The organism is Nocardia vulneris, assembly GCF_001613425.1.
In the GTDB taxonomy this organism is placed as follows: domain Bacteria; phylum Actinomycetota; class Actinomycetes; order Mycobacteriales; family Mycobacteriaceae; genus Nocardia; species Nocardia vulneris.
In genome coordinates this window covers 58,259-82,750 of the sequence record NZ_BDCI01000021.1, presented here as the reverse complement: position 1 = coordinate 82,750, position 24,492 = coordinate 58,259, and the positions used below count along the sequence as shown (strand labels likewise).

At 69.2% G+C, this 24,492-nt stretch carries 26 protein-coding genes; 13 read left to right on the top strand and 13 right to left on the bottom strand.

The genetic code is table 11. From position 1 onward, the window contains the following. Window positions 1-15 precede the first annotated feature (15 nt). Window positions 16-1,230 (bottom strand): glucose-1-phosphate adenylyltransferase, encoded by a 1,215-nt coding sequence (gene glgC / locus NVU01S_RS22395; protein WP_042256782.1) that lies wholly within the window; start codon window positions 1,228-1,230, stop codon window positions 16-18. Between the two features lie 138 nt (window positions 1,231-1,368). Here glgC and glgA point away from each other — a divergent pair, with 138 nt between their 5' ends. Continuing rightward, window positions 1,369-2,526, top strand: coding sequence for a glycogen synthase (glgA, locus tag NVU01S_RS22390; protein ID WP_043666238.1), 1,158 nt, complete (start codon window positions 1,369-1,371; stop codon window positions 2,524-2,526). 161 nt (window positions 2,527-2,687) lie between these two features. Here the strand turns inward: glgA and NVU01S_RS22385 are convergent, their stop codons facing one another. From NVU01S_RS22385 to NVU01S_RS22350, 9 genes are all read right to left on the bottom strand, one after another. Continuing rightward, the gene (locus tag NVU01S_RS22385) at window positions 2,688-3,539 is read right to left on the bottom strand and encodes a putative RNA methyltransferase (RefSeq protein WP_043665909.1); all 852 of its coding nucleotides are present in this window, start codon (window positions 3,537-3,539) and stop codon (window positions 2,688-2,690) included. Further along, window positions 3,526-3,693, bottom strand: a complete 168-nt coding sequence (locus NVU01S_RS42610) for a DUF3117 domain-containing protein (RefSeq protein ID WP_011211259.1) — start codon at window positions 3,691-3,693, stop codon at window positions 3,526-3,528. The genes NVU01S_RS22385 and NVU01S_RS42610 overlap by 14 nt, the downstream gene beginning before the upstream one ends. 141 nt (window positions 3,694-3,834) lie before the next feature. Next, window positions 3,835-4,446 (bottom strand): DNA-3-methyladenine glycosylase I, encoded by a 612-nt coding sequence (locus NVU01S_RS22380; RefSeq protein WP_043665906.1) that lies wholly within the window; start codon window positions 4,444-4,446, stop codon window positions 3,835-3,837. Then, window positions 4,443-4,769, bottom strand: coding sequence for a DivIVA domain-containing protein (locus tag NVU01S_RS22375; RefSeq protein WP_043665904.1), 327 nt, complete (start codon window positions 4,767-4,769; stop codon window positions 4,443-4,445). The genes NVU01S_RS22380 and NVU01S_RS22375 overlap by 4 nt, the downstream gene beginning before the upstream one ends. 88 nt (window positions 4,770-4,857) lie before the next feature. Next, window positions 4,858-5,994, bottom strand: a complete 1,137-nt coding sequence (locus NVU01S_RS22370; RefSeq protein ID WP_014987941.1) for an Mrp/NBP35 family ATP-binding protein — start codon at window positions 5,992-5,994, stop codon at window positions 4,858-4,860. Window positions 5,995-6,013: 19 nt separating this feature from the next. After that, window positions 6,014-6,865, bottom strand: a complete 852-nt coding sequence (locus NVU01S_RS22365) for a lytic transglycosylase domain-containing protein (RefSeq protein ID WP_043665902.1) — start codon at window positions 6,863-6,865, stop codon at window positions 6,014-6,016. 113 nt (window positions 6,866-6,978) lie between these two features. Further along, entirely contained in the window at window positions 6,979-8,226 is a 1,248-nt protein-coding gene (locus NVU01S_RS22360) for a lytic transglycosylase domain-containing protein (RefSeq protein ID WP_082031892.1), read from the bottom strand. A 413-nt stretch (window positions 8,227-8,639) separates the two neighbouring features. Further along, window positions 8,640-9,203 (bottom strand): DUF1003 domain-containing protein, encoded by a 564-nt coding sequence (locus tag NVU01S_RS22355; protein WP_043665897.1) that lies wholly within the window; start codon window positions 9,201-9,203, stop codon window positions 8,640-8,642. Beyond that, window positions 9,196-10,482 carry a magnesium transporter MgtE N-terminal domain-containing protein gene (locus NVU01S_RS22350; protein WP_043665894.1) on the bottom strand — a complete coding sequence of 429 codons (1,287 nt, stop codon included), beginning with the start codon at window positions 10,480-10,482 and terminating at the stop codon, window positions 9,196-9,198. Before NVU01S_RS22350 ends, NVU01S_RS22355 begins: the two co-directional genes overlap by 8 nt. Before the next feature lie 63 nt (window positions 10,483-10,545). Here NVU01S_RS22350 and NVU01S_RS22345 point away from each other — a divergent pair, with 63 nt between their 5' ends. The 3 genes from NVU01S_RS22345 to NVU01S_RS22335 are packed head-to-tail and all read left to right on the top strand — an operon-like array spanning window position 10,546 to window position 12,591. Beyond that, on the top strand, window positions 10,546-11,502 hold the full coding sequence (locus tag NVU01S_RS22345) for an HpcH/HpaI aldolase/citrate lyase family protein (RefSeq protein WP_422395094.1): 957 nt from the start codon (window positions 10,546-10,548) through the stop codon (window positions 11,500-11,502). Between the two features lie 12 nt (window positions 11,503-11,514). Further along, a complete protein-coding gene (locus tag NVU01S_RS22340) occupies window positions 11,515-12,006 on the top strand; it encodes a YflT domain-containing protein (protein ID WP_014987935.1) in 492 nt (163 codons plus the stop codon). Window positions 12,007-12,009: 3 nt separating this feature from the next. Continuing rightward, entirely contained in the window at window positions 12,010-12,591 is a 582-nt protein-coding gene (locus NVU01S_RS22335) for a suppressor of fused domain protein (RefSeq protein WP_175068907.1), read from the top strand. An 18-nt stretch (window positions 12,592-12,609) separates the two neighbouring features. Here the strand turns inward: NVU01S_RS22335 and NVU01S_RS22330 are convergent, their stop codons facing one another. After that, window positions 12,610-13,686 (bottom strand): magnesium and cobalt transport protein CorA, encoded by a 1,077-nt coding sequence (locus NVU01S_RS22330; RefSeq protein ID WP_043665886.1) that lies wholly within the window; start codon window positions 13,684-13,686, stop codon window positions 12,610-12,612. 64 nt (window positions 13,687-13,750) lie between these two features. Between NVU01S_RS22330 and NVU01S_RS22325 the strand changes: the two genes are divergently transcribed. From NVU01S_RS22325 to NVU01S_RS22310, 4 genes are all read left to right on the top strand, one after another. After that, a complete protein-coding gene (locus tag NVU01S_RS22325; protein WP_043665883.1) occupies window positions 13,751-14,605 on the top strand; it encodes a PHP domain-containing protein in 855 nt (284 codons plus the stop codon). After that, the gene (locus NVU01S_RS22320) at window positions 14,602-14,868 is read left to right on the top strand and encodes a hypothetical protein (protein ID WP_043665881.1); all 267 of its coding nucleotides are present in this window, start codon (window positions 14,602-14,604) and stop codon (window positions 14,866-14,868) included. The genes NVU01S_RS22325 and NVU01S_RS22320 overlap by 4 nt, the downstream gene beginning before the upstream one ends. A 51-nt stretch (window positions 14,869-14,919) precedes the next feature. Continuing rightward, window positions 14,920-16,695, top strand: a complete 1,776-nt coding sequence (locus NVU01S_RS22315; protein ID WP_043665878.1) for an FAD-dependent oxidoreductase — start codon at window positions 14,920-14,922, stop codon at window positions 16,693-16,695. Between the two features lie 658 nt (window positions 16,696-17,353). Then, the gene (locus tag NVU01S_RS22310) at window positions 17,354-18,574 is read left to right on the top strand and encodes an NAD(P)-dependent malic enzyme (protein WP_082031891.1); all 1,221 of its coding nucleotides are present in this window, start codon (window positions 17,354-17,356) and stop codon (window positions 18,572-18,574) included. Between the two features lie 82 nt (window positions 18,575-18,656). On the opposite strand, the gene NVU01S_RS22305 is transcribed toward NVU01S_RS22310, so the two are convergent. Then, complete coding sequence (locus tag NVU01S_RS22305) at window positions 18,657-18,878, bottom strand: hypothetical protein (RefSeq protein WP_043665875.1); 222 nt, start codon at window positions 18,876-18,878, stop codon at window positions 18,657-18,659. A 40-nt stretch (window positions 18,879-18,918) separates the two neighbouring features. Further along, window positions 18,919-19,812 (bottom strand): glycine betaine ABC transporter substrate-binding protein, encoded by an 894-nt coding sequence (locus tag NVU01S_RS22300; protein ID WP_043665873.1) that lies wholly within the window; start codon window positions 19,810-19,812, stop codon window positions 18,919-18,921. 244 nt (window positions 19,813-20,056) lie between these two features. Here NVU01S_RS22300 and NVU01S_RS22295 point away from each other — a divergent pair, with 244 nt between their 5' ends. From NVU01S_RS22295 to NVU01S_RS22275, 5 genes are all read left to right on the top strand, one after another. Continuing rightward, a complete protein-coding gene (locus NVU01S_RS22295; protein ID WP_175068909.1) occupies window positions 20,057-20,941 on the top strand; it encodes an ABC transporter substrate-binding protein in 885 nt (294 codons plus the stop codon). Between the two features lie 11 nt (window positions 20,942-20,952). Beyond that, window positions 20,953-22,104 (top strand): ABC transporter ATP-binding protein, encoded by a 1,152-nt coding sequence (locus NVU01S_RS22290; protein ID WP_043665870.1) that lies wholly within the window; start codon window positions 20,953-20,955, stop codon window positions 22,102-22,104. 16 nt (window positions 22,105-22,120) lie between these two features. After that, window positions 22,121-22,789 carry an ABC transporter permease gene (locus NVU01S_RS22285; RefSeq protein WP_043665867.1) on the top strand — a complete coding sequence of 223 codons (669 nt, stop codon included), beginning with the start codon at window positions 22,121-22,123 and terminating at the stop codon, window positions 22,787-22,789. A 19-nt stretch (window positions 22,790-22,808) separates the two neighbouring features. After that, window positions 22,809-23,525 (top strand): ABC transporter permease, encoded by a 717-nt coding sequence (locus tag NVU01S_RS22280; RefSeq protein WP_043665864.1) that lies wholly within the window; start codon window positions 22,809-22,811, stop codon window positions 23,523-23,525. A 200-nt stretch (window positions 23,526-23,725) separates the two neighbouring features. Beyond that, a complete protein-coding gene (locus NVU01S_RS22275) occupies window positions 23,726-24,418 on the top strand; it encodes a PadR family transcriptional regulator (protein ID WP_043665862.1) in 693 nt (230 codons plus the stop codon). Window positions 24,419-24,492: the final 74 nt, after the last annotated feature.

The following is a 24,492-nucleotide window of genomic DNA, read 5'->3' as shown; positions in this document are numbered from 1 at the left end:
CGGGCCGCCTGTCCACTACACCCAGACGCCCTTGCCCACCGTGACCACGCCGCCGTTGCTGACAGCAAATCGTTCGCGATCACGCTCCAGATCGACGCCGATGATCTCGCCCTCGCCGACGACCACGTTCTTGTCCAGAATGGCCCGCCGGACCACCGCGCCCCGCCCGATCCGCACACCCGGCATCAGCACGCTGCCCTCGACGGTCGCTCCGTCGTCGACCACGACATTGGAACTGAGCACCGAATTGCGCACGGTGGCGGCCGACAGGATGCTGCCCGCGCCGACGATGCACTCCTGCGCCAGCCCGCCCTGCGCGAATTTGGCGGGCGGCAGGTTCTCGGCGGCACCGCGAATCGGCCAGTGCCGGTTGTAGAGGTTGAACACGGGGTGCACCGACACCAGGTCCATGTGCGCGTCGTAGAAGGCGTCGATGGTGCCGACGTCGCGCCAGTAGCCGCGGTCGCGCTCGGTCGCGCCGGGCACCTCGTTGTCGGCGAAGTCGTAGACACTGGCCTGGCCCGAGGCGACCAGCGACGGAATGATGTCGCCGCCCATGTCGTGATCGGAATCGGAGTTGTCGGCGTCGGCTTTGATCGAATCCACCAGCACCTTGGTGGTGAAGACATAGTTGCCCATTGACGCAAAAGTGACATTGGGGTCGTCGGGCGTGCCCGGCGGGTGCGCGGGCTTCTCCAGGAACTGGGTGATCCGGCCGGACTCGTCGGAGTCGATGCACCCGAACGCACTCGCCTCACTGCGCGGCACCCGGATACCGGCGACGGTGACACCCGCGCCGGAGTCGATGTGGTGGGCGACCATCTGTTCCGGATCCATCCGATACACGTGGTCGGCGCCGAAAACCACGATGTAGTCGGGGTCCTCGTCGAAAATCAGGTTGAGCGACTGCATGATCGCGTCCGCGCTGCCGGTGTACCAGCGGGGGCCGAGGCGCTGCTGCGCGGGCACCGGGGTGATGTATTCGCCGCCGAACCCGGACAACCGCCAGGTCTGCGAGATATGGCGGTCCAGCGAATGCGACTTGTACTGGGTCAGCACGCATAATCGCAGAAAACCGGCATTGACCAGGTTACTGAGCACGAAGTCGATCAGTCGATACGCGCCACCGAAGGGCACCGCAGGTTTCGCGCGGTCCGCGGTGAGTGGAAAGAGTCGCTTGCCCTCGCCACCGGCGAGCACGATCCCGAGTACGTGCGGCTGGCTCCTCACACCTGCCAAACTACCGGGTAACCGGCGGGCGAGTGGCCCCTGCGGAGTTGAACGTCTACTTTGAAGCGGGTGAGTTTCGGCACGGACACCGGGAGGTCGACCGTGGAACCCGGCGCACCGGACCGGCTTCGGGTCGCCATGCTGACTCGGGAGTACCCGCCGGAGGTGTACGGCGGCGCCGGGGTGCATGTGACGCAGTTGACTGCGCAGTTACGCCGGCTATGCGATGTGACCGTGCACTGCATGGGTGTCGCGCGCACCGATGCCGTGGTGCACCAACCGGATCCGCAGCTCTACGCCGCCAACGCCGCGTTGCAGATGATGTCGGCGCAGTTGCGGATGGCCGACGCCGCGGGCCAGGTCGACGTCGTGCACTCGCACACTTGGTACAGCGGCTTGGCCGGACATCTGGCGGCCACCCTCTACGGCATCCCGCACGTGCTGACCGCGCATTCGCTCGAACCACGGCGGCCGTGGAAGGCCGAGCAACTCGGCGGCGGCTACCGGCTCTCGTCCTGGTCGGAACGCAATGCGGTGGAGCACGCGGATGCGATCATCGCGGTGAGCGAGGGGATGCGCCACGACGTGCTGGACGCCTACCCGTCCGTCGACCCCGATCGGGTGCACGTGGTGCACAACGGGATCGACGCGAGCGTCTGGTACCCGGGACCGGTGGCGGCGGGCGCGCGGCCGGTGCTGGCCGTGCTCGGCGTGCGACCCGATCGGCCGATCGTCGCGTTCGTCGGCCGGATCACCCGGCAGAAGGGCGTCGGGCACCTGCTCGCCGCGGCCCGCGATTTCGATCCGGATATCCAGCTGGTGTTGTGCGCGGGCGCGCCGGACACCAAGGAGCTGGAGGCCGAGACGGCCGCCGCGGTCGAGGAATTGCAGCGGCGGCGCGGCAACGTCTTCTGGGTGCGCGAAATGCTGCCCACCGAACAGATCCGCCAGATTCTCGCGGCGGCCACGGTATTCGTCTGCCCGTCGGTGTACGAGCCGCTGGGCATCGTCAACCTGGAGGCGATGGCGTGCGCGACCGCCGTCGTCGCCTCCGATGTCGGCGGCATCCCCGAGGTGGTCGCCGACGGCACGACCGGACGCCTGGTGCACTACGACCCGGCCGCGCCCGAGGCTTACGAACAGGCCCTCGCCGCCGCGATCAACGAGGTCGCCGGCGACCCGGTGCTGGCCGCCGAATTCGGCGCGGCGGGCCGGTCCCGCGCGATCGCCGAATTCGACTGGTCCCATATCGCGACCCGCACCGTCCAGGTCTACGACCAGGTCCGCAAACTCTGACCTGCCGCGCGGCCACCCACGAAACCTGCACGCTGCTACGGCCCCGCATCGAGCGGTGCGAAACGATCTCCCGGCGTGACCGCGAATCCCAGCGTCGCGACGTGCAGTGCCCCGGACGGCCGCGAGGCACAGCGTTGCGGGGCGGGACGTGCGGGTAATGACTACATCGGGCGGTAGGTGGAGACCAGGACCGAGGCGGTGACTTCGGTGGGGTCGGGGAGGGTGGCGACGGGGGAGTGTGCCGCGGTGGCGTGGTGTGCGGACGGGCCCATGCCGACGACGTTCGCTATGTCGGTGTGGCCGAGTTTCATCGGGTACTCGACCAGCAGGCGGTCGATGGCGGTGAAATGGCCGGACATCGCGGCGTCGAGTTTGCGGTCCTTGTCCGGAGCGACGGTCACCATGGCGAGCGGGCCGATCAATTCGCCGAGGTGGCGCTCGGTCGGGGTGACGACGACGAAGACGCCGTCGCGGGCCAGCACCCGCGCGACCTCCGCCGGGTTGCGCGGCGCGAATACCGACAGCACCGCGCGCAAGGTGCCGTCGCGGACGGGTAACCCACGCCAGGCGTCGGCCAGCACCGCGGCGGCCCGCGGATGGGCGCGCGCACAGCGCCGGGCGGCAGGCTTGGCCACGTCCAGCGCGATACCCCGGGCCGCGGGCACCGCGTCGAGTGCCCCGGCCAGGTAGTAGCCGGTGCCCGCGCCTACCTCCAGCACCGTCGCGGGCGCATCCTCGTCCGGGCTGATCGCCGCTGCGGTCGCGGCAGCAATCGGCGCGAAATGTCCCCCACCTTGAAAGGCGGCACGCGCGTCCAGCATGGTCGCGGTGTCGCCGGTCATCTTGGTCGAGGCGCCCGTCAGCAGGCTGACATAGCCCTGCTTGGCAATGTCGAAACTGTGCCCGTGTCCGCAGCGCAGCGCCCGGCCGTGCGGCTCGAGGCCGAGCGCGCATTCCGGGCAGGCCAGCAGATCGGCCACCTCATCGAGTGCCTGCTGGTTAGCTGGTGACACTCTTCAGTTCGTCGCCGAGTGCCGCGGCCTCGTCCGGCGTGAGTTCGACGACCAGACGCCCGCCACCCTCGAGTGGAACCCGCATGACGATTCCACGCCCTTCCTTGGTTGCCTCGAGGGGACCGTCCCCGGTACGGGGCTTCATGGCCGCCATCCTCTGCTCCCTCCAGATCTGCGCGATATGCTGCGCACTTTCTTGGAACTCCAGTTGTCACCAACCAGCGAGCTCGCCGGCATTTGGCGAGCTACACCCGTCCCATTCTTCCCTATCGCGGATGTGGACGGATACCTGAGTTCAAAAAGTGACCGGTCGGCCTGTGTCGGGCACCTCGCTACCGACCCAGCAATCGGCCAGGTGATCGTCTACCATCCCGGTCGCCTGCATCAGTGCGTAGGCGGTGGTCGGGCCGACGAAACGGAACCCTTTCCGCTTCAATTCTTTTGCCAGAGCTACGGATTCGGGTGTGGTGGCGGGCACATCGGCACCCGTCGCGGGGCGCGGCCGGGGCGGCGGAGCGAACGACCACAGCAGCTTGTCCAGTCCGTTATCGAGTTCCCTGGCAACCCGGGCGTTGCTGATCGCCGCGTCGATCTTCAACCGGTTGCGGACGATGCCCGGATCGGCGAGCAGCCGGGCCACGTCCGCGTCGCCGAACTCGGCGACGCGCTCGATCGAGAAATCGGCGAACGCCGCCCGGAACGCGGGCCGCTTGCGCAGGATGGTGAGCCAGGACAGCCCCGATTGAAACGCCTCCAGGCACAGCCGCTCGAACAGCGCGTCGTCGCCGTGCAGCGTCTTGCCCCACTCGTAATCGTGGTAGTCGCGATAGAGCTGGGTTTCCAGCGGCCAGGCGCAGCGGACACGGCCGTCGTCCTCGGCCCGGGCCGGCTCGGCGGGGCGGGTCATTTCGGCTCGGGCGCGACCGGTGTCTGCCACCGTCCGGTGTTGGCCTGCGCCTCGGCCAGCTGGTGCTGCAATTCATCGATCCGGGCGGCCAGCCGGGCCAGCGCCCAGTCCACCTCGCCCGTCTTGTAGCCGCGCACCACCTGCTGGAAGCGCAGGGCGCGGACGTCGGCGCCGCTGATGCCCTCGGCGGGCAGCACGGTCGCGGTGGTCCCCTCCGGCAGCGGGCCCAGCTCCTCGGACCGGCCGAACACCGCACTGGCGAGCAGGAACAGCACCGCGGCCACCAGACCGACGATCAACACGTACAGCAGTAACGTGAGCATGCCGCAAGCTTATTGGCACCCGCCGACACCCGGCACGGGTCCTCGCGCGGGAATCGGACTTCGTGCTGATACCGACAAAGACCGGCGCTTACAAATGCCGGGTGGTGTCGATGCCGAGGGACATGCCCGCGAGACCGCGGCGCCGGACCGCGAGTTTGTCGGCGACCGCGAGCAGCGCCTTGGCGGCGGGGGTCTCCGGATCGCGCAGCACGATCGGGTTGCCCTCATCGCCGGCTTCCCGCACGGCCTGCTCGATCGGGATCTGACCGAGCAGCGGCACCTCGGCGCCGACCGCGCGGGTCAGCCGCTCGGCGACCACCTGTCCGCCGCCGGCGCCGTAGAGCTCCATCCGGCTGCCGTCGGGCAGATCGAGCCAGGACATGTTCTCCACCACGCCGGCGATCCGCTGCCTGGTCTGCAACGCGATCGCGCCCGCCCGCTCGGCCACCTCGGCGGCGGCGATCTGCGGGGTGGTGACCACCAGGATCTCCGCGCCGGGGATCAGCTGGGCGATCGAGATGGCGATATCGCCGGTGCCGGGCGGCAGGTCGAGCAGCAGCACGTCCAGATCGCCCCAGAACACATCGGCGAGGAACTGCTGCAGCGCCCGGTGCAGCATCGGACCGCGCCACACCACGGGCGTGTTGCCCTTGGTGAATTGCGCGATCGAGATCATCTTCACGCCGTGCGCCTGCGGCGGCATGATCATCTTCTCGACCTGGGTCGGGCGGGCGTCGGTGCCGAGCATGCGCGGAATCGAGTGCCCGTAGATGTCGGCGTCGAGCACGCCGACCGAGAGGCCGCGGGCGGCCATGGCGGCGGCGAGATTGACTGTGACGCTCGACTTTCCGACCCCGCCCTTACCGGACGCGACGGCGTACACCCTGGTCAGCGAGCCGGGCTGGGCGAAGGGGATGACCGGATCGGCCGAGTCGCCGCGCAACTGCTTGCGCAGGTTGGTGCGCTGCTCGTCGTTCATCACGTCCAGCTCGACGGTGACCGCGCCGACCCCGGCGACATCGGCGACCGCCTTGGTGACCCGCTGCGTGATCTCGGTGCGCAGCGGGCAGCCCGCCGTGGTCAGGTAGATCTCGACGTGGACATTGCTGTCGCTGCCGATCGCGATGCTCTTCACCATGCCCAGTTCGGTGATCGGCTTGCGGATCTCCGGATCGTCGACCTTCGCGAGGGCGCCCCGCACATCCGATTCCGTAACTACTGGCATGGCAGAAATTTTAGGCGTGTCAAATTTTGGGCAGGTCCCCGGGCCGGGGTGCGACGCCGTTGGCGTAGGAGGTCTCCCAGGCCATGACGTTCGCGACGTAGGCCATCGAGTTGTTGTAGCGCAGGATCGCCTTGGACTGCTGGGACAGGTCGCGCATGTTCAAACCGCCGTCGCACAGGTACTTTCCGGCGGTCAGTGCCGCGTCGAAGAGGTTCTGCGGATCGGCGATGCCGTCACCGTTGCCGTCGGCCGCGTAGTGCTTCCACGTCTGCGGCAGGAACTGCATCGGCCCGATCGCGCGGTCGTAGCCGGCCAGGCCGTCCAGCTCACCGTCGTCGGAATCGCGAATCACGTTGTTGCCGTAGAGCGATCCGTCGAGCACGGGCCCGTAGACCGGGGCGAGCGAATTACCGTCCCCGTCGGCCTTGCCGCCGTAGTCGTGGGTGGACTCGACCCGCCCGATGCCGGCCAGCATGGTCCACGGCATATTGCACGTGGGGTTCTCGGCGCCGAGTACCCGCTCGGCGTTCTGGTACGCGGCGACCGCGATGCCCGGCACGCCCATCGGCCCGGCGGGCAGGTCCGCCTTCTGCCTACCTTCCGGCAGCGCAACGGTTTTCACGATCGGCGGCGGTGCCACCCGCTGCTGTGCCATGGCGTGCATGACGAATTCGATCGGCTCCTCGCCGGGCTTGGCGCCCAGCGCGTTCTCATCCCCCGGGAGCTGCTGGACCGCCGCGGCGGCATGAGTCCCGTCTCCCACATCGGACGCGGCGCCGACGGCCGTGAGGCCAGCGGGAACCAAACCGGTTAGAGCAAGAACCGAACTGCGCCGGATGGTGACAGTCGGTGGTTTTCGGTGACGCCCCACTGTGCGGTGACCCTCCAATGGCTCGTGTGAGCCCTTCGTGATCTGACGAAGAGAAGGCTACCGCATTCGAGACCTGTTTGTTACTCCTTCGTGACCTGTCACGATGTGTATTTTCAGCCTTGGGGGGCAGGCAACGGGATCACGACACCGAACGGCAGCGTGATGCCGGGCGGCTGGGTCGGCGCGGCCGCGGGGGCCGGCGCGGGCGGCGGGTCGCCCGCGACTGTGGGCGCGGACTCGACCGCGACCGTGGGCGCCGAGTCCGGCCCCGGCTGGGCCTGCTCGGGCGCCTGCACCTGCTGCTGTGGCGCCTGGGTCTGCTGCTGGGCCTCCGGGCCGACGGGCGGCGTCGTGCAGACCGGTGCGACCGGCGCGACGGCCTGTTCCGGGTGCGCCGGGTCCACGGCCGGATCCGGGTGTGCCGGATCCTTGGGCGCTGCCACGCCCGCGCCGAAGGTCTGCTCGGGCGCGCCGGGCACCGCGACGGTCGGGGCCGGGTCGCCCGGGCGCGGCATCGGCGCCGGAACAGTCACCGGGTCACAGGGATTGAGCGGCTTCGGCGGCGGCGGGCAGAAGATGCCGCAGGGGATCGGCGGCAGGCCGGGGATGTTGATCATCACCTCGGTCGGCGTCGGCGCGGCCGGGGTGGTGGCGGTGGTCTCCGGCGCCGAACGCGGCGACGTGTAGGTCACCTTCGTGGTGTCGACGGCCTGCATGTCCGCCACCTGGATCGGGGCGCTGCCCGGCGGGATGATGTCGGGGGCGATGGTCACCTGGGTCGGCGAGCCGCCGGTCCGGTACGCCGCCGCCCAGCTGAGCACGTTCGCCGCGTAGGCGGTGGAGTTGTTGTAGCGCAGCACGGCGCGCAGTTCCTGCGCCTGGTCGCGCAGGTCGAGCCCGCCGGAGCAGAGGTACTTGGCGGCGCCGAGCGCGGCGTCGAAGACATTGTTGGGATCGGAGACGCCGTCACCGTTGCCGTCGGCCGCGTACTGGGCCCAGGTGCCGGGAAGGAACTGCATGGGTCCGACCGCGCGCACGTAACCGCCACTGGCGGCCTTGATGATCTCGTTGCCGGGCAGGGTGCCGTCCAGCGCGGGCCCGTAGATCGGGGTGACCGTGGTGCCCGCGGCGTCGGTGCGACCGCCGCCCGCGTGACCCGATTCGATCCGGCCGATGCCCGCCAGCAGGCTCCAGGAAACCCCGCAACCAGGGGTGGAGGATTCCATCGCGAGTTCGGCGTTGCGGTACGCGGCGAGCACGATCTCCGGAATGCCGAGCGCCCCGCCGACCAGGGGGAGCGAGATCTCCTGCAGCGGGATCGTCCCGGCGAACGGCGCGCTGCCGTTGGCGGATGGTGTCATAGCTCGAAGTTTGCGGGGGACGTCCTGAGTGACCGGGAGCAGGCCGACTGTCCGAGACAGACCGGTCTGGCTCGCGCTGTCCGAGCTACCGGAATTTGCTGGGTTTGTGGACGCGGCCAACAAAGCCTCCGGGGCTTTGGGCGTGGTGCTCGAGGAGGAGAGGTTGGAGGCCGAGCCGCTGGCCACAAGACCAGCTACGACCAGGGCCGAGACGGTTATCGGGGTAGAAATTCGCATTCGGCCACACCAATCCTCTACGTCGTGGAAGCGGCTGCGGTGGGGTGCCCGCGAGGGTCGGATTCCCGTCCTCGCCCAGTCCCTGGCCTGCCGCCGCTCAGGACAACGCTGTCCAGGTTACCCACCAGTCAGGTAGTTGTTCGCATTTCCAGCAGGTAGTTGTTACGTAATCCCGGTCAATCATCAGCTACAGGCGGCGAAACCGGGATCGGAGCCTGCTTTTGCGGGGAGTTTTTCTTGCGTCTAGGCTTCTCGGCGCCTGCGCCTTCGATCCGATCGAGTATCTCCTTCAGCTCCTCCAATTCCCTGCGCAGATAGTCGCGAGTCGCCACTTCGCCGACCGCGATCCGCAGCGAGGCGAGTTCGCGGGCGAGAAATTCGGTGTCCGCCTTGGTCTGCGCGGCCCGCATCCGGTCTTCCTCCAGCGAGACCCGGTCTCGATTGTCCTGCCGGTTCTGGGCCAGCAGGATCAACGGCGCGGCGTAGGCCGCCTGGGTCGAGAACGCCAGATTCAACAGAATGAAGGGATACGGATCCCAGCGCAACGCGACGACCGAAACATTTAACGCGATCCAAACAACCACGACGATCGTCTGAATGGCCAGGTAGCGGCCGGTGCCGAGGAAGCGGGCGACGCGTTCGCTGCTGCGCGCGAGCGCCTCGGCATCCCAGTCGATCCGGAACCGGCCTTCGACCGGTGTCTCCAGCCGTTGCCGGGCGCCGCCGGGTTTTTCACTCATGTCCCGGTATCCCCTCGTGCAGCTCTTCCTGGTCGCGCCAGTCGTCGGGTAGCAGATGGTCCAGCACGTCGTCGACGCTGACCGCGCCGAGCAGATGGTTCTCGTCGTCCACCACCGGCCCGCAGACCAGGTTGTAGGTCGCGAAGTAGCGGGTCACCGCGGTCAGCGGGACGTCGGGCCGCAGCGGAGCCAGGTCGGCGTCGAGGATGCCGCCGATCAGATGCGCCGGGGGTTCCCGCAGCAGCTGCTGGATATGCACCGAACCCAGATATCTTCCCGTCGGCGTGGCGGTCGGCGGGCGGACCACGAACACCATCGAGGCCAGTGCGGGCGTCAGGTCCGGGTTGCGCACCCGGGCCAGCGCCTCGGCGACCGTGGTGGACGGGGTCAGGATCACCGGCTTGGGCGTCATCAGACCGCCCGCGCTGTACGGGGAATGCTCGAGCAGCCGGCGGACCGGTTCGGACTCCTCCGGGTCCATCAGTGCCAGCAGCGATTCGGCCTCGCCGACGGGCAGCTCGCCCAGCAGGTCGGCCGCGTCGTCGGGGTCCATCGCCTCCAGCACGTCGGCCGCCCGGCGCACCTCCAGCCGGCCGAGCAGCGCGACCTGTTCGTCGTCGGGGAGCTCCTGCACGACATCGGCGAGGCGTTCGTCGTCCAGCGCGACGGCCACCTCCAGCCGTCGCTTCTCCGGCAGTTCGCGCAGCAGGTGCGCGACGTCGGCGGGCCGCATGCCCTCGAACTGCTCCAGCAGCTGCGTGACGTCCTGGCCCGGCCTGCCGATCTCGTAGGGCGTCAGCCCGGCGACATGGATCCAGTCCACCACGTGCACGGTCCGGCGGCGGCCGAGCCTGCGATGCCCGCGCACCGCGACCCGGTTCACCCGCCAGTCCCTGGTGCGGGTCAGTTCGATGCCGAGATCGACCACGAAGACGTCCACCCCCGCCAGGTCGGGCAGGTCGGGATCTTCCACGCGCACCGACGAATCCACGATCTGCGCGAGGGCGAGCAACTCGCCCGGCCGTTGATTGAACCGGCGCAGGCTCACCGTGCCGGTATTGAGCGTGACCACTCCCGGCTCGATCGCGGTGACCCGCAGCATGGGCACGAAAATGCGGCGCCGGGTGGGTAATTCGACGACGAGGCCGTGCACCCGGGGCTGCTGGCGGTCGTAGCGGATGGCCACGACGACGTCGCGGACCCGGCCGATAGACTCGCCGTCCGGCCCCAACACCACCAGGCCGGCCAGCCTGGCGACGTACACCCTGGTAGCTGCCATGCCTGCCAGGCTAGAGGTTCGCGGCCGGGTGACGTACCCGCGCCACGATCGATGGGAGTGATCTTGAAGCCGCGCCGCTCGGTGCTCGCCTGTCCCGGCAGCAGCAAGAAGATGATCGACAAGGCCAAGGGGCTGCCCGTCGACGAGGTGTTCCTCGATCTGGAGGATGCCGTCGCGCCCGCCGCCAAGGCCGAGGCGCGCGCGAATATCGTGGCGGCGCTCAACGATTCCGACTGGGGCGCGCAACTGCGCGTGGTCCGGGTCAACGACTGGACGACTTCGTGGACCTACGCGGACGTGATCACGGTGGTCGAGGGGGCGGGCGCGCACCTGGACGCCATCCTGCTGCCCAAGGTGACCGACGCCGGTCAGGTCCGCGCCCTCGATCTGCTGCTCACCCAGCTGGAAAAGGTGTGCGGCCTGGAAGAGGGCCGGATCGGCATCGAGCCGCAGCTGGAGAACGCGCTCGGCCTGCGCAATATCGACGCGATCGCCACCGCGAGCCCGCGGGTGCAGGCGCTGGTGTTCGGTCCCGCCGACTTCATGGCCAGCCTCAACATGCGCACCCTGGTGGTCGGCGAGCAGCCGGAGGGCTACGACACCGGCGACGCCTACCACCACATCCTGATGACCATCCTGCTCACCGCCCGCGCGCACGGGTTGCAGGCGATCGACGGCCCCTACCTGCAGATCCGCGACGTGGACGGATTCCGGCGGGCCGCCGGACGGACCGCGGCGCTCGGGTTCGACGGCAAGTGGGTGCTGCACCCCGGGCAGATCGCGGCGGCCAACGAGATCTTCAGCCCGCGCCAATCCGATTACGACCGGGCCGAACTGATCCTGGACGCGTACGCCTATCACACCTCCGCCGAGGGCGGCGCCCGCGGCGCGGTCATGCTCGGCGACGAGATGATCGATGAGGCGAGCGCGAAGATGGCCCGGGTGATCGCCGACAAGGGCCGGGCCGCGGCAATGACACGGACCACGCGTTTCAGTCCACCCGGAAACCGGGCGGAATAGCAGAATAGAGACATGACGAATCCCTTGGGGAACTCGAATCGCGGACGGCAGGGCCTGCCGACGCCGCCGTCCGGCTGGCCGGTCGGCTCCTATCCCACCTATGCCGAGGCCCAGAAGGCGGTCGATTTCCTCGCCGACGGGCAGTTCCCGGTGCAGGACGTAACCATCGTCGGCGTCGATCTGATGCAGGTCGAGCGGGTGCTCTACCGGCTGACCTGGGGCAAGGTCATCGGCGGGGGTGTGGTGAGCGGAGCCTGGCTCGGCCTGTTCCTCGGTCTGCTGCTGAGCCTGTTCACCACCAACGGTGCGTTCGGCCCGCTGCTGGTCGGTCTGGTCGGCGGCATCATCTTCGGTGTCATCTCCACCTCGATCCCGTACGCGGCGACCAAGGGGCAGCGCGACTTCGCCTCCACCATGCAATTGGTGGCCGGGCGCTACGACGTGCTGTGCGACCCGAAGTCGGCCGAGCAGGCGCGCGACATGCTGGCGCGGCTGGCCATCTGACGCATGGGTGTGGTGGAGACGGTCCGCACCGGTGTGCTGGACCATTTCGGTGTGGCGGCGACCGGCGTCGATTCGGCGTCGGTGACCTTCCTGGGGTTGGAGCCGATCGAGATCCTGCGGATCGTCGGCGACGATGTGGTGCATTACGCGACGGTCGGCGGGTCGCGGCATCCGATGACCGATCCCGCTGCGCTGCTTGCCGATCCGGTGCGCGGGCCCCGGGCCGAACTGGTGCTCACCTTGCGGGCGGGTACCGGGGCCGCCTCGGGCCTGGCCAAGACGCTCGGCGTGCTCGCCGCCGCGCCCGCGGTGGAAGGCGTTGTGCTGCAAGCGGACGCGCTGATGGACCTGGGCGAACCGATGTGGCACAACGCGCCGTTCACTGCGGTTCTGCTGGGCGACAGCGGGATTCCCGAGGTGGTGCTGCCCGAGCCCGCGGAGCCGGTTCGCTATTTCGCGGTGACGCCGGTGACCGCCACCGAGGCGGCCTGGGTGCGCGTGCGTGGCGCACAGGCGCTGCGCGAGGCGTGGGCCGAGGCGAGTATCGATGTGCGCGACCCCGGCCGCGGCGCGGCGAGCCTCTAGCCGCCGCGCGGTCCGTCCTCAGAGCCAGTTGTTGCGGTGGAAGGTGAGGTAGAGCCCGCCGCAGATGCCCAGCGTGACCACGATGACGAGCCAGAAGCCCCAGCTCGCTTCCAGTCCGGGCATATGCGTGAAGTTCATGCCGTAGATGCCCGCGATCATCGTCGGCACCGCCGCGATCGCGACCCAGGCCGAAATCTTGCGCATGTCGGTGTTCTGCTGCACGCCGACCTTCGCCAGCGCCGCACTGATCAGCGCGCTGAGCGCCTCGTCGAAATCGGTGATCCGCTCGGCCACCCCGGCGTGGTGGTCGGCCACATCGCGCATGTAGCGCCGAATCTCCTTGGGCAGCGGGATCTCCGGCTTGTGCCCGAGCAACTGCAGCGGGATCGCGAGCGGGTTCACCGCCCGGCGTAGCTCGACCACCTCCCGCTTGAGCTGGTAGATCGATTCGATCGCGACCCGATTACCCGGTGTGAAGACCTCTTCTTCCATCGCGTCGATATCGAGCTCGATCGATTGCGTCACCTCGATATACGAATCCACCACGTGGTCGGCGATCGCGTGCAGCACCGCGCCGGTGCCCAGCATCAGCTTGGCCGGATCGGCCTCCAGTTCCCTTCGCAGCGTGGCGAGTTCGGAATGTTCGCCGTGCCGGACCGTCACCACGAAGTCGGGCGCGACGAAGACCATGATCTCGCCGGTCTCCACGATCTCGCTGACGCTGTGCAATTCGTGCTCGACGTAGGCGACCGTGCGCATCACCAGGATCAGGGTGTCGTCGTAGCGTTCCAGTTTCGGGCGTTGATGCGCCGAGACCGCGTCCTCGGCGGCCAGCGCGTGCAGCCCGAAAGCATGTGCGATATCGGCCATCTGGGCCTCGTCCGGATCGCGCAGGCCCACCCAGACGAAACCCGCGCCGCGGTTGCGCACCTCGGCCAGCGCGTCTCGATGGGTGAATCGGCCGGGCAACCGGCGGCCTTCGACATAGACGCCGCAGTCGACGATGGCCCGCGCGGTCGGAATCGGGATGCGCGGCAGCTTGCGTTCCGCGCGACCGGTACCGCGGAAGGACGGAAGCGGCGGAATGGACGGCACATCGGCGATGCTACGTCGCCTGCGGCGTGCGGGGCCGGTCGGCGGCACTGTAAGACTGGAGGGCGTGCGCATCGACCTGCATACCCATTCGACCGCGTCCGACGGCACCGACTCTCCGGCCGAACTGGTCCGGAACGCGGCCGCCGCCGGCTTGGACGTTCTCGCGATCACCGACCACGACACCACGGCGGGCTGGGCCGAAGCGGTCGACGCACTACCGAAGGGGCTCACGCTGGTGCGGGGCATGGAGATGTCGTGCATCGGGCTCGGCGAGGACGGCTGGCCGGTGCCGGTGCACCTGCTGGCCTACCTGTTCGATCCGGCGGACCGCTGTTTCGCCGAGGAACGCGAACGGTTACGCGGCGAACGGGTCGAGCGGGTGCGCGCGATGGCCGAGCGCATGGTTGCCGATGGTTTGCCGATTGATCCCGACGCGGTGCTCGCCTCGGCGGGTCCGTCGGCGGGTCGCCCGCATCTGGCCCGGGCACTGGTCGCGGCGGGCGTGGTGCCCAGCGTGGACGCGGCGTTCGAGGAACTGCTCGCGCCGCACGGTCCCTACTACGCCGAGAAGGCCGACACGCCGTTGGCCCGGGCGGTCGAGATGATCGCCGCCGCGGGCGGGGTCAGCGTGCTCGCGCACGCGCGAGCCCGCAAGCGCGGCCGGATGCTGGCGCTGGACGCCATCCGGGAACTCGCCCCGCTCGGGCTCGGCGGGCTCGAGGTGGACCACATCGATCATTCGGCCGCCGACCGGGCGATCCTCGGCGACCTCGCCGCCGAACTCGGCCTGTTGACCACGGGCTCGTCGGACTATCACGGCGCGAACAAGACCATCCGGCTCGGTGCGTTCACCACCGATCCCGAGCAGCTCGAGCTGATCGTCGGCAAGGCCACCGGCGTGCCGGTGATCGCCTCGTGAAGGTGTGGCGCGGGCTCAGCGGCCTCGTGGCCGCGGGCACCTTCGCACTGATGCTCGTCGTCGTCGGCACCGCGGTCATCGCGGCGCGGCGCGACTTTCCCGGCCCCGGCGCCGAATCGGTCACGTGGCATGTGGCGGCGACGGTGATTGCCCTTGCGGCGCAAATTTATTCGGATAAGCGTCGGGGTTTTGCCGCATTTTCTGGATCAGCGGTTGTTTTCGTTGCGGCCGGATTGCTGCTTTGGACACAATGGTGGAGTTGAAATTGCGGTAATGGTTGCGGCTTCGTGAATTGTGGCCGAATATTTCTCATTGTGACGCAACTCGAGACGGACGTACTGGTTCTGGGTGGAGGTCCCGCCGGAACCTGGGCCGCCGTCTCCGCCGCGGCGAACGGCGCGCGCGTAGTACTCGCCGACAAAGCGCGATGCGGCACCAGCGGACCGACCGCGCACGGCACCACCTCACTGTGGAACATTCCGCCCGGACCGGCCCGCGACGAAGCCGTCGAGCGCGGCTACGCCCACGGCGGCGGGCTCGGCGACCCGGCGTGGATGCACCGGGTGCTGGACGAGACGCATCACCGCGTCGAGCAATTGGCCGGTTGGGGATATCGCTTTCCCGGCCCGGACCCCGGCTCCGCGCTGCGGGTCTACCTGGACGGTGCGAGTTATCTGCGCCGGATGCGGCGCAGCGTGCTCGCCGCGGGCGTGCGCGTGCTCGATCACCATCCGGCGCTGCAACTGCTCGTCGACCGGGACGGCCGGGTCGCGGGCGCGGTCGGCGTGCAACAGCTCGATCGATACCGGACGTGGACCGTCCGCGCCGGCGCCGTGGTGGTGGCCACCGGCGGCTGCGCGTTCCTGTCCGGCGGCGCGGGTACCGACGTCGACACCGGCGACGGCCTGCTGTTCGCGGCGGAGGCGGGGGCCGAACTCTCCGGCATGGAGTTCTCCAGCGCGTACGGTCTGGCGCCCGCGCGGCAGGTGCCGTCGCCCGCCGGGGCGGTGCATTCCGGTGGCCTCGCACTGCATTTCGCCACCTACTACGACGAGTCGGGGGCGGTCCTGGAGGGCCATCGCGCCGCGGCCTTCGCCGCGATCGCCGACGGCAGGCGGGTGTTCGCGGCGCTCGACGAGGTGCCCGCGCTGCTGCGCGGCGGGCTCGCGAAACTGGGCCTGGTCGATCACGCCGGACGGGTGCCGCTGCGGGCCGTGCTGGAGGGCACCGTGCGCGGCACCGGCGGGCTGCGGATCGCCGGTCGCGACTGCGCGACCACGGTCGACGGACTGTTCGCCGCAGGGGACGTGACCACGCGGGAACCGATCACCGGTGCGGTGAGCGGCTTCGGCGGGCAGGGCGGCGCGTGGGCCATCGCCTCCGGCGTGTGGGCTGGTGCGGGCGCGGCCGCGTACGCGCGCACGGCCGAACGCGACGCACCGGTCCGCGAAGTGCCGGGCGCCGGGCTGAACGCCGTGGCACGGATCGATCCGCGCGCGGTCGTCGGCCTCGTCCAGGAGCACACGCTGCCGCTGCGACGCAGCTACTGGCGTAGCGCGGGCAGCCTGCGCGACAGCATCGGCGAACTCGATTCGATGTGGCCCGGCGCCGAATTCGACCTCGGCGGCACCGGCCTCGACCGGCTGCGCGCCCGGCAGGCAGCAGCCCTGCTCGCCGTCGCGCGCTGGACCAAATACAGCGCCCTCGCCCGCACCGAAACCCGCGGTATGCACCGTCGCACAGACCATCCCGAGGCCGAGGCGGACTGGCGCGTGCGGCTGACCTCGGGCGGACTGGACGCAGTGTGGGTCCGCCCCCACGCCCACCAGCCCGTGTTGTCCACGGCACACGGGTCTGTGCCGTCCACCGCCCCTGAGCCCGTCCCCGTACCCGCCGCGCGCGAGTCCCTCGCCTGGGGCAAACGGAACGTCGCCGTCATCAGCACCCAGGACGACGGCATGGTCCTGGCCCACCCCCGCGAGCCCGGCATGCTCACCGCCCGCTCGGCGGCCATTCCGGATGCCCCGGAGATCGTCCCCGAGCCCGAGTCCCCACCGGTCGCAGCAAAGCTGACGACACCGTCTCGCTGAGGCCTTCGCCGCAGCAACACCTCCCGCTGCAGCCAGTGCCAGACCTGCGGCCGGCCCCGGCGCGATGGAATCAGCACCACAGCTGCAGCCGGCCTCGCCCCCTGTGGCCGGCGCCTCCCGCTGAGGCCAGCACCGCACACGCTGTGGTCAGCACCGCACGGGCGCGGCGCGTAGGTGTCTGCACTGGCGCGCTCACACCACTCGGCTCGGCCGGGTTGGGACAACTCACCGGTCGGGCGCGGGGAGGTGCGAGTTTTCGCTTACGGCTCGGTAATTCCGGGCCGCTAGCCTGGAGACAGGCGCGCGACACGACGCAGACCCGACCGGTTTGGCAAGTCGCGGATCATGCTGGCAGAATGTGTCGGATTCCTTACCCAAGCCACCGCCGGGTACTGGGATTACGGAGATCTCCGCCTCGCGACGCACCGTCGTGACCCGAGGATCACGCCGCATGTTCTGTCCGGACCCACCCGTCCGGCTCTCGCTCCGCGGATCAGTGCCGCGCCACGTCAGCGAAATCGGCAACGAGTTTTCGTGACTCGCCGATCGCCGCGAAACGTACCGGTCAGCGCACTCGATGAGCGAAATGAATCCCTAATACCTATATACCCGGCGGTAACCGTCCACCGGTTTGTCCGATCCGAGCAGGAGTGAAATCGTGTCACCTGTGACTGACGCACCGAATGCCACCACGGCCCCCCGCGCAGACGACGCAGCGAGCCTTTCCGCTATTACGCACGACGAGATTTTCGCGGGACACCTTGGCGGCAAGCTCTCGGTGGAACTCAGCTCGCCGTTGGAAACCCAGCGCGACCTTTCGATCGCGTACACCCCGGGTGTCGCCCAGGTGAGCCGGGCCATCGCGCAGGACGAGGAACTGTCCAAGCGCTACACCTGGACCGAGCGGCTGGTCGTCGTGGTCAGCGACGGCACCGCGGTGCTCGGCCTCGGCGATATCGGCCCGCGCGCCTCGCTGCCGGTGATGGAGGGCAAGGCGGCGCTGTTCAAGAAGTTCGCGGGCCTGAACTCGATCCCGATCGTGGTGGACACCAAGGACGTCGACGAGATCGTCGACCTGCTGGTGAAGCTGCGCCCGAGCTTCGGCGCGGTGAACCTGGAAGACATCTCGGCGCCGCGCTGCTTCGAGATCGAGAAGCGCGTCATCGAGGCGCTGGACTGCCCGGTCATGCACGACGACCAGCACGGCACCGCCATCGTGGTGCTCGCCGCCCTCAACGGTGCGGCCAAGGTGCAGGGTCGCGGCATCGAGGACCTGAAGGTCGTGGTGTCCGGCGCGGGCGCGGCCGGTGTCGCCTGCACGAACATCCTGCTCGCCGCGGGGGTGCGGGACGTGACCGTGCTCGACTCGAAGGGCATCGTCAGCCGCGAGCGCACCGACCTCAACGAGGTGAAGGCCGAGCTGGCCACCCGCACCAACCCGCGCGGCCTCAACGGCGGTGCCGCCGAAGCGCTCAACGGCGCCGACGTGTTCCTGGGTCTGTCCGCCGGCCTGATCGCCGAGGAGCTCATCGCCTCGATGGCGCCGGAGTCGATCGTGTTCGCCATGTCCAACCCGGACCCGGAGATCCACCCCGAGGTCGCGCGCAAGTACGCCGCGATCGTGGCCACCGGCCGCAGCGATTTCCCGAACCAGATCAACAACGTGCTGGCGTTCCCGGGTGTCTTCAAGGGCGCACTGGACGCAGGCGCCCGCCGGATCACCGAGGGCATGAAGATCGCCGCCGCCGACGCGATCCTCAGCGTCGTCGCCGACGAGCTGGGCCCGGACAAGATCGTGCCGAGCCCGCTCGACCCGCGGGTCGCCCCGGCCGTCGCCGAGGCCGTCGCGGCCGCCGCGCGCGCCGAAGGTGTTGCGTAGCAGTAGCTGTCACAGATAAAAGAACGCCTCGTTCAACGGCGAACGGGGCGTTCTGCTGTGTGTGGCCGAAAAGTTGCTCGGGCTATTCGCCGGACGGTACCGGATTCCGGCCGGCGCGCGCCGCCTTGCGCGCCTGCTCCTGGCGGCGCGCGGAGATCCGGATCCAGAGGTTCAGCGCGATCATCGCGCCGAGCGCGACCAGCAGCGCCACCGCGAACAGCGGATTCTTGTCGGGCAGGGTGGACCAGACGTAGAGCAGCAACGCCACGATCGCCACATAGCCGCCGATGAACCTGATACTCACCGATCAGACGTTATCCGCAACCGCGCTGCCGCGGACGAATTCACAGCGCGTGGTCGTCCAGCCAGGCCCGCGCCACGTCGGCGGGGTCGCGATGCTCGTCGCGGACGCGGCGGATCAGCTCGGTGAGGTCTTCGGTGGTGAGTTCGCCCGCAACGTAATTCAGCTTCTTGATCTGAGCTTGGTCGAGCGTGCCCTTGCGGAACAGGGGCAGCACGTTCTCGGCGCGTACGGCGTAGTCGTCGTCGGACAGGATGGTCAGCCCGTCGGTCGAGCCTGCGCCCGCGGCGGGCGGCCCGAGCAGCAGCCCGGCTTGGATCTGCCCGTCCAGCAGGGCTTTTCGCAGCGCGGCCAGGTCAGGGAACGGGATGGTCGCGGCGAAGGCGCAGCCGGTCACCGTGTTCGCGGCGGGCGGCGCGCTCAGCAGGCCCGCGGCGGGTGCCACCCCCGCGGTGCGGGCGCCGCAGCTCGGGCCGAGATCGCGGACGGACCGCACGGCGTCGTGCGCGGCCGCCTCGGTGGTGAGCAGCACCCGCGCGCGCAGGTCGGTGCCGTCGGCGATATCGGAGACCACCAGCCCCTCGGGCAACGACTTGCTCAGTGCGTCGGCGACGTTCTTCGGCGTGCGTTCGGGGGCGTGCGCGTCGAGATGGGTCAGCAGCGCGCCGCTGTGCTCGCCCAGCACGGTGATCCGGCCGGCGTCGAGCGCGGCCAGATAGTCCGGGCGCTCGCCCAACCCGGCCTCGACCGTGGTTCGCGCGCCGGTGCGCGCCAGCGCGCCCGCGTAGATTTCGGCCAGCACCACCGACTCGACAGCGTCGCCCGCGCCGACCGTGATCCGCGCGCCCTGGTCATCGTTACCGCAGGACACAGCCGTTACGGCGGTCGCGACGAGCACTATTCGAGCCAGCATCCGCAGCGACGCGGCCAGCATCATCCGGCGACACCAACTCTCCGAGAGATCGACAGAGCCAACAGGAACACCCTGAAGCGGGCAGTATGGACACCCAGAATGTACCGGTGGCTCGGTTGCGCCGGGACCTCGCATTGCTCGTCATGCCGGAAGGACTCCAGTGAACACCTCGATCACCCCCGATGCCGCGCGGCACGGTCGGTCGGCGCTGCGGCTGGCGCTGCGCGCCACCCGGTTCATCTTCGCCGCCGCCGCGTTGGCCGTCGCCATGATCCTGTCCGCCTGCGGCAACTCCGATCCACTGGCGAGCAAGGGCGACTGCGCCGGCGACGGGCTCGTCGTCGGTTCCGCGAACTTCCCGGAGTCGGAGACGGTCGCGGAAATCTACGCGGAGGTGTTGCGCGTCAACGGCTTCAAGGTCGACACCAAACTGAACATCGGCAGCCGGGAGGCCTACGTGCCGGCCGTGCGCCAGTGCGCGATCTCGGTGATCCCGGAGTACAACGGCAACCTGCTGCAGTACCTGGACAAGAACGCCACCGCGACCAGCGCCGCGGACGTGAACAGCGCGCTCACCGCGGCGCTCGGCAGCGAACTCGCGGTCGGCACCCCCGCGCCCGGCGAGGATTCCGACGCCGTGGTGGTGACCAAGGCGACCGCCGAGCGCTGGAATCTGCGCTCCATCGCGGATCTGGCCGCGCACTCGGCCGAGGTGAAATTCGGTGCGCCCGCGGAATTCCAGGAGCGGGCGGGCGGGCTGCCCGGCTTGAAGAAGAACTACAACCTCGACATCGCCGCGAACAACTTCGTGCCGATCGCCGACGGCGGTGGCCCCGCGACCGTGCGCGCGCTGGTCGAGGGCCAGGTGACCGCCGCCGACATCTTCACCACCTCACCCGCCATCACGCAGAACAACCTGGTGGTGCTGGAGGATCCGAAGCACAACTTCCCGGCGCAGAACGTGGTTCCGCTGTTCAACGCGGCGAAGAAGACGGACAAGGCGCTCGCCGCGTTGAACGCCGCCTCGGCGAAACTGACCACCGCGGAACTGATCAAGCTGAACGAGGCGGTCTCCGGTACCGCCAAGACCGAACCGAAGGCCGCGGCCGTGGCCTGGGTGGCGGCCCAGGGGCTGAACACGCCGGCCGGATAAGAGGTAACACGTTGTCCGATATCGAGTTCCGCGGTATCAGCAAGACCTATCCAGACGGCACGCACGCCGTCACCGACCTCGATCTGCGCATCGAGTCCGGTTCGTTCACCGTGTTCGTCGGCCCGTCCGGCTGTGGCAAGACCACGTCGATGCGGATGATCAACCGGATGATCACGCCCAGTTCGGGCACGATCACCATTGCCGGACAAGATATTTCGCAGGTCGACCCGGTAAAGCTGCGGCTCGGTATCGGCTATGTGATCCAGAGCGGCGGGCTGCTGCCGCACCGCACGGTCGTGGACAACGTCGCGACCGTGCCGGTGCTGCGCGGTGATTCGCGTAAGGCGGCCCGGGCCGCGGCGTTGGAGGTGCTGGACCGGGTCGGCCTGGATCGCTCGCTGGCGGGCCGGTATCCGGCCCAGCTGTCCGGCGGGCAGCAGCAGCGGATCGGGGTGGCCCGGGCGCTGGCCGCCGACCCGCCGGTGCTGCTGATGGACGAGCCGTTCAGCGCCGTCGATCCGGTGGTACGGGCCGAGTTGCAGATCGAAATGCAAAGGCTGCAAGCCGAATTGCGGAAGACCATCGTGTTCGTCACCCACGACATCGATGAGGCGATCACCCTCGGTGACCGGGTCGCGGTCTTCGGCCGCGGCGGGGTGCTGCAACAGTACGATCCGCCGGATCACGTACTCGCCCAGCCCGCGACCGATTTCGTCGCCGATTTCGTCGGCCGGGACCGCGGCTATCGCGGCCTGTCCTTCCGCACGGCGAAAGAGGTTCCGCTGCACGAGGTTCGGACCGCGACCGCCGCGGAGGTGCCCGCCCTGCGGTTGGATCGCGGGGACTGGGTGCTGATCGTCGACGCGCAGCGCAAGCCCGCGGGCTGGATCGATGTCACCGGCGTGGAGTCGGTACGCGCCGGACATGCCTTGGCGGACAGCACCTCCGCGGGCGGTTCGCTGTTCACGCCGACCGGCGACCTGCGCCAGGCGCTGGACGCCGCCATCTCCTCGCCCTCCGGTGTCGGGGTGGCCGTGGACGAGGCGGGTGCGGTGCGCGGCGGCGTGCTCGCCACCGAGGTGCTGCAACAGCTGGCCGGCCAGCGCGCCACCGAGGACGCCGAACGCAACCGGCACTTCTTCGAACAGGAAGAAGCGCGGTGACCCGCGGGAGGCCTGCGTGCGATATCTGATCGACAACTTCGCCGAGATCTGGGGGTTCACCAAGACCCATCTCTACTTGGCGCTGGTGCCCCTGCTGCTCGGCCTGGTGATCGCGATTCCGGTGGGCGCGTTGGTGCGGCGGGTGACCTGGCTGCGCCGGGTGACGGTGACCGTGGCCAGCCTGGCGTACACGATTCCGTCGCTGGCGCTGTTCGTGATCATCCCGCCGCTGGTCGGGATCTCCACGATCGACCCGTTGAACGTGATCATCGCACTGACCATGTACTCGACCGCGCTGCTCGTGATCGCCGTGCCTGCGGCACTGGATTCGGTGCCCGCCGACGTGGTCGACGCCGCCGACGCGGTCGGGTTCAGTTCGCTGCGGCGCACGCTGACCGTCGACATGCCGTTGGCCATCCCGGTTTTCGTGTCCAGCTTGCGGGTCGTCGTGGTGACCAATATCGCGATGGTGTCGGTGGGCGCGCTGATCGGCGTCGGCGGCGTCGGCAAACTGTTCACGCAGGGCTACCAGCGTGACTACCCCGACGAGATCGTCGCGGGCATCATCGTGATCCTGGCGCTGGCCTTGATCTTCGACCGCCTGATCTACGTGCTCGGCCGCTGGTCGACGCCGTGGGTGCGGGCCGACGTCCGGACCGCGCAGGCGAAAGGCCGGCGCTCGTGACGGCGAAAGGCGCAGGCTCGTGAACCTTTTTCTCGACGCGTGGCACTACTTCACCGACGGTGCGAACTGGAGCGGGCCCGCGGGCATCGAAACCCGTATCGCGCAACATCTCTGGTACAGCTTCCTCACCATCGCGTTGTCCGCGGCGATCGCGCTCCCGCTCGGCCTGGTGATCGGGCACACCGGGCGCGGCTCCGCGCTGCTCGTCGGCTTCGCCAACGCCATGCGCGCGCTGCCGACCCTGGGCCTGCTCACCTTTCTGGTGCTGCTGCTCGGCCTCGGCCTGATCCCGCCGCTGCTCGCCCTGATCACCGTGGGCATTCCGCCGCTGCTGGCCGGCGCCTACGCGGGCATCGCCAATGTGCCCGCCGACGTGGTGGACGCGTCCCGGGCGATGGGCATGACCGAGCGGCAGATCCTGTTCCGGGTCGAGGTGCCCAACGCGCTGCCCATCCTGCTCACCGGCCTGCGCGGCGCGACGCTGCAGGTGGTCGCCACCGCGACCATCGCGGCCTATGTCAACCTGGGCGGGCTCGGCCGCTACATCTTCGACGGCATCAGCCTGTACCGGTACGACCGCGTCCTGGTCGGCGCGCTGCTGGTGGCGGTGCTGGCCATGGTGCTGGACGGCTTGCTCGCTTTCGTCGTCTGGGCGAGTACGCCGGGGACCGGCCGGTTGCGCCGGACCGACGCGGTGCCCGCCGCTCCCGATCTGAGTGTGCGCGCCGCGAACTGACCTGTCGCGCACCGCGCTGAGCTGCTGATTCGAGCCTCGGCGCGGATCGGTTGTGCCTGCGATCACGAATTTCGCCGTGCCGGGCACCTTGCGGCCGGTTTGTTCCGCGCCGTATATTCCACGTGGAATATACGAAACGGGGCATAGCGCTCCTGGTTCCGGCGGAGACGCCGTGAGCGTTCGACGGGAAGGCGAAGGACATGGGGCAGCAGGCGCGTCCGGCGGTGACGCCGCTGGGGATCGCCGTGCTGGCGCTGCTCGAGGAGCGGCCCATGCATCCGTACGAGATGTATCAGCTGCTGATCGCGCGCCGGGAAGACGTGCTGGTCAAGGTGCGGCCCGGCTCGCTGTATCACACGGTGGCGCGGCTGGCCGAGCAGCACATGGTGCAGTCCGAAGGCGTCGATCGGGAAGGTAACCGGCCCGAACGCACCACCTACCGGATCACCGAGGGCGGCCGAACGGCGTTGCGCGCCAGGATCGCCGAGATCGTGCGGTACCCGGCGCCGGAATATCCGATGTTCCCGGTCGCGCTGGCCGAGGCGCACAATCTGCCCAAGGACGACGTGCTCGCGCTGCTGCGTGAGCGGGTCGGCCATCTGGAGGCCGATCGCGCCGATGTCGCGACGATGATCACCTGGGCCGACGAACGTCGCGTGCCCCGGCGCTACACCGTCACCCTGCCGTATCTGCACGCCATGCTCGGCGCCGAGATCGAGTGGGTGAACCGCTTTCTCGACGAATTGGCAAGTGGCGCACTGGAATGGGAGACCTTCGACGCGCATACCGGCGCGCGCGAGGCCGACCACCAGCACCATCACCTCTGGTCGTCCGGCGACGAGGCCCAGTTGCCTCCGACCCGGCGCGGCGCGGTCGGTTCGCCACCGCCTTGAGGCCGGCCGCGGGCCGCACCGAACTCCGGTTCCCGCCCGATCGGGAACCTCGCACGACAGGAACTTCGAATCCC

Coding starts and splice junctions, on each gene's coding strand:
- glgA (WP_043666238.1), top strand. CDS start 1,369: ATGCTGACTCGGGAGTACCCGCCGGAGGTGTACGGCGGCGCCGGGGTG.
- NVU01S_RS42610 (WP_011211259.1), bottom strand. CDS start 3,693: ATGGCGGCCATGAAGCCCCGTACCGGGGACGGTCCCCTCGAGGCAACC.
- NVU01S_RS22380 (WP_043665906.1), bottom strand. CDS start 4,446: ATGACCCGCCCCGCCGAGCCGGCCCGGGCCGAGGACGACGGCCGTGTC.
- NVU01S_RS22375 (WP_043665904.1), bottom strand. CDS start 4,769: ATGCTCACGTTACTGCTGTACGTGTTGATCGTCGGTCTGGTGGCCGCG.
- NVU01S_RS22370 (WP_014987941.1), bottom strand. CDS start 5,994: ATGCCAGTAGTTACGGAATCGGATGTGCGGGGCGCCCTCGCGAAGGTC.
- NVU01S_RS22360 (WP_082031892.1), bottom strand. CDS start 8,226: ATGACACCATCCGCCAACGGCAGCGCGCCGTTCGCCGGGACGATCCCG.
- NVU01S_RS22355 (WP_043665897.1), bottom strand. CDS start 9,203: ATGAGTGAAAAACCCGGCGGCGCCCGGCAACGGCTGGAGACACCGGTC.
- NVU01S_RS22350 (WP_043665894.1), bottom strand. CDS start 10,482: ATGGCAGCTACCAGGGTGTACGTCGCCAGGCTGGCCGGCCTGGTGGTG.
- NVU01S_RS22340 (WP_014987935.1), top strand. CDS start 11,515: ATGACGAATCCCTTGGGGAACTCGAATCGCGGACGGCAGGGCCTGCCG.
- NVU01S_RS22335 (WP_175068907.1), top strand. CDS start 12,010: ATGGGTGTGGTGGAGACGGTCCGCACCGGTGTGCTGGACCATTTCGGT.
- NVU01S_RS22300 (WP_043665873.1), bottom strand. CDS start 19,812: ATGATGCTGGCCGCGTCGCTGCGGATGCTGGCTCGAATAGTGCTCGTC.
- NVU01S_RS22295 (WP_175068909.1), top strand. CDS start 20,057: ATGATCCTGTCCGCCTGCGGCAACTCCGATCCACTGGCGAGCAAGGGC.
- NVU01S_RS22275 (WP_043665862.1), top strand. CDS start 23,726: ATGGGGCAGCAGGCGCGTCCGGCGGTGACGCCGCTGGGGATCGCCGTG.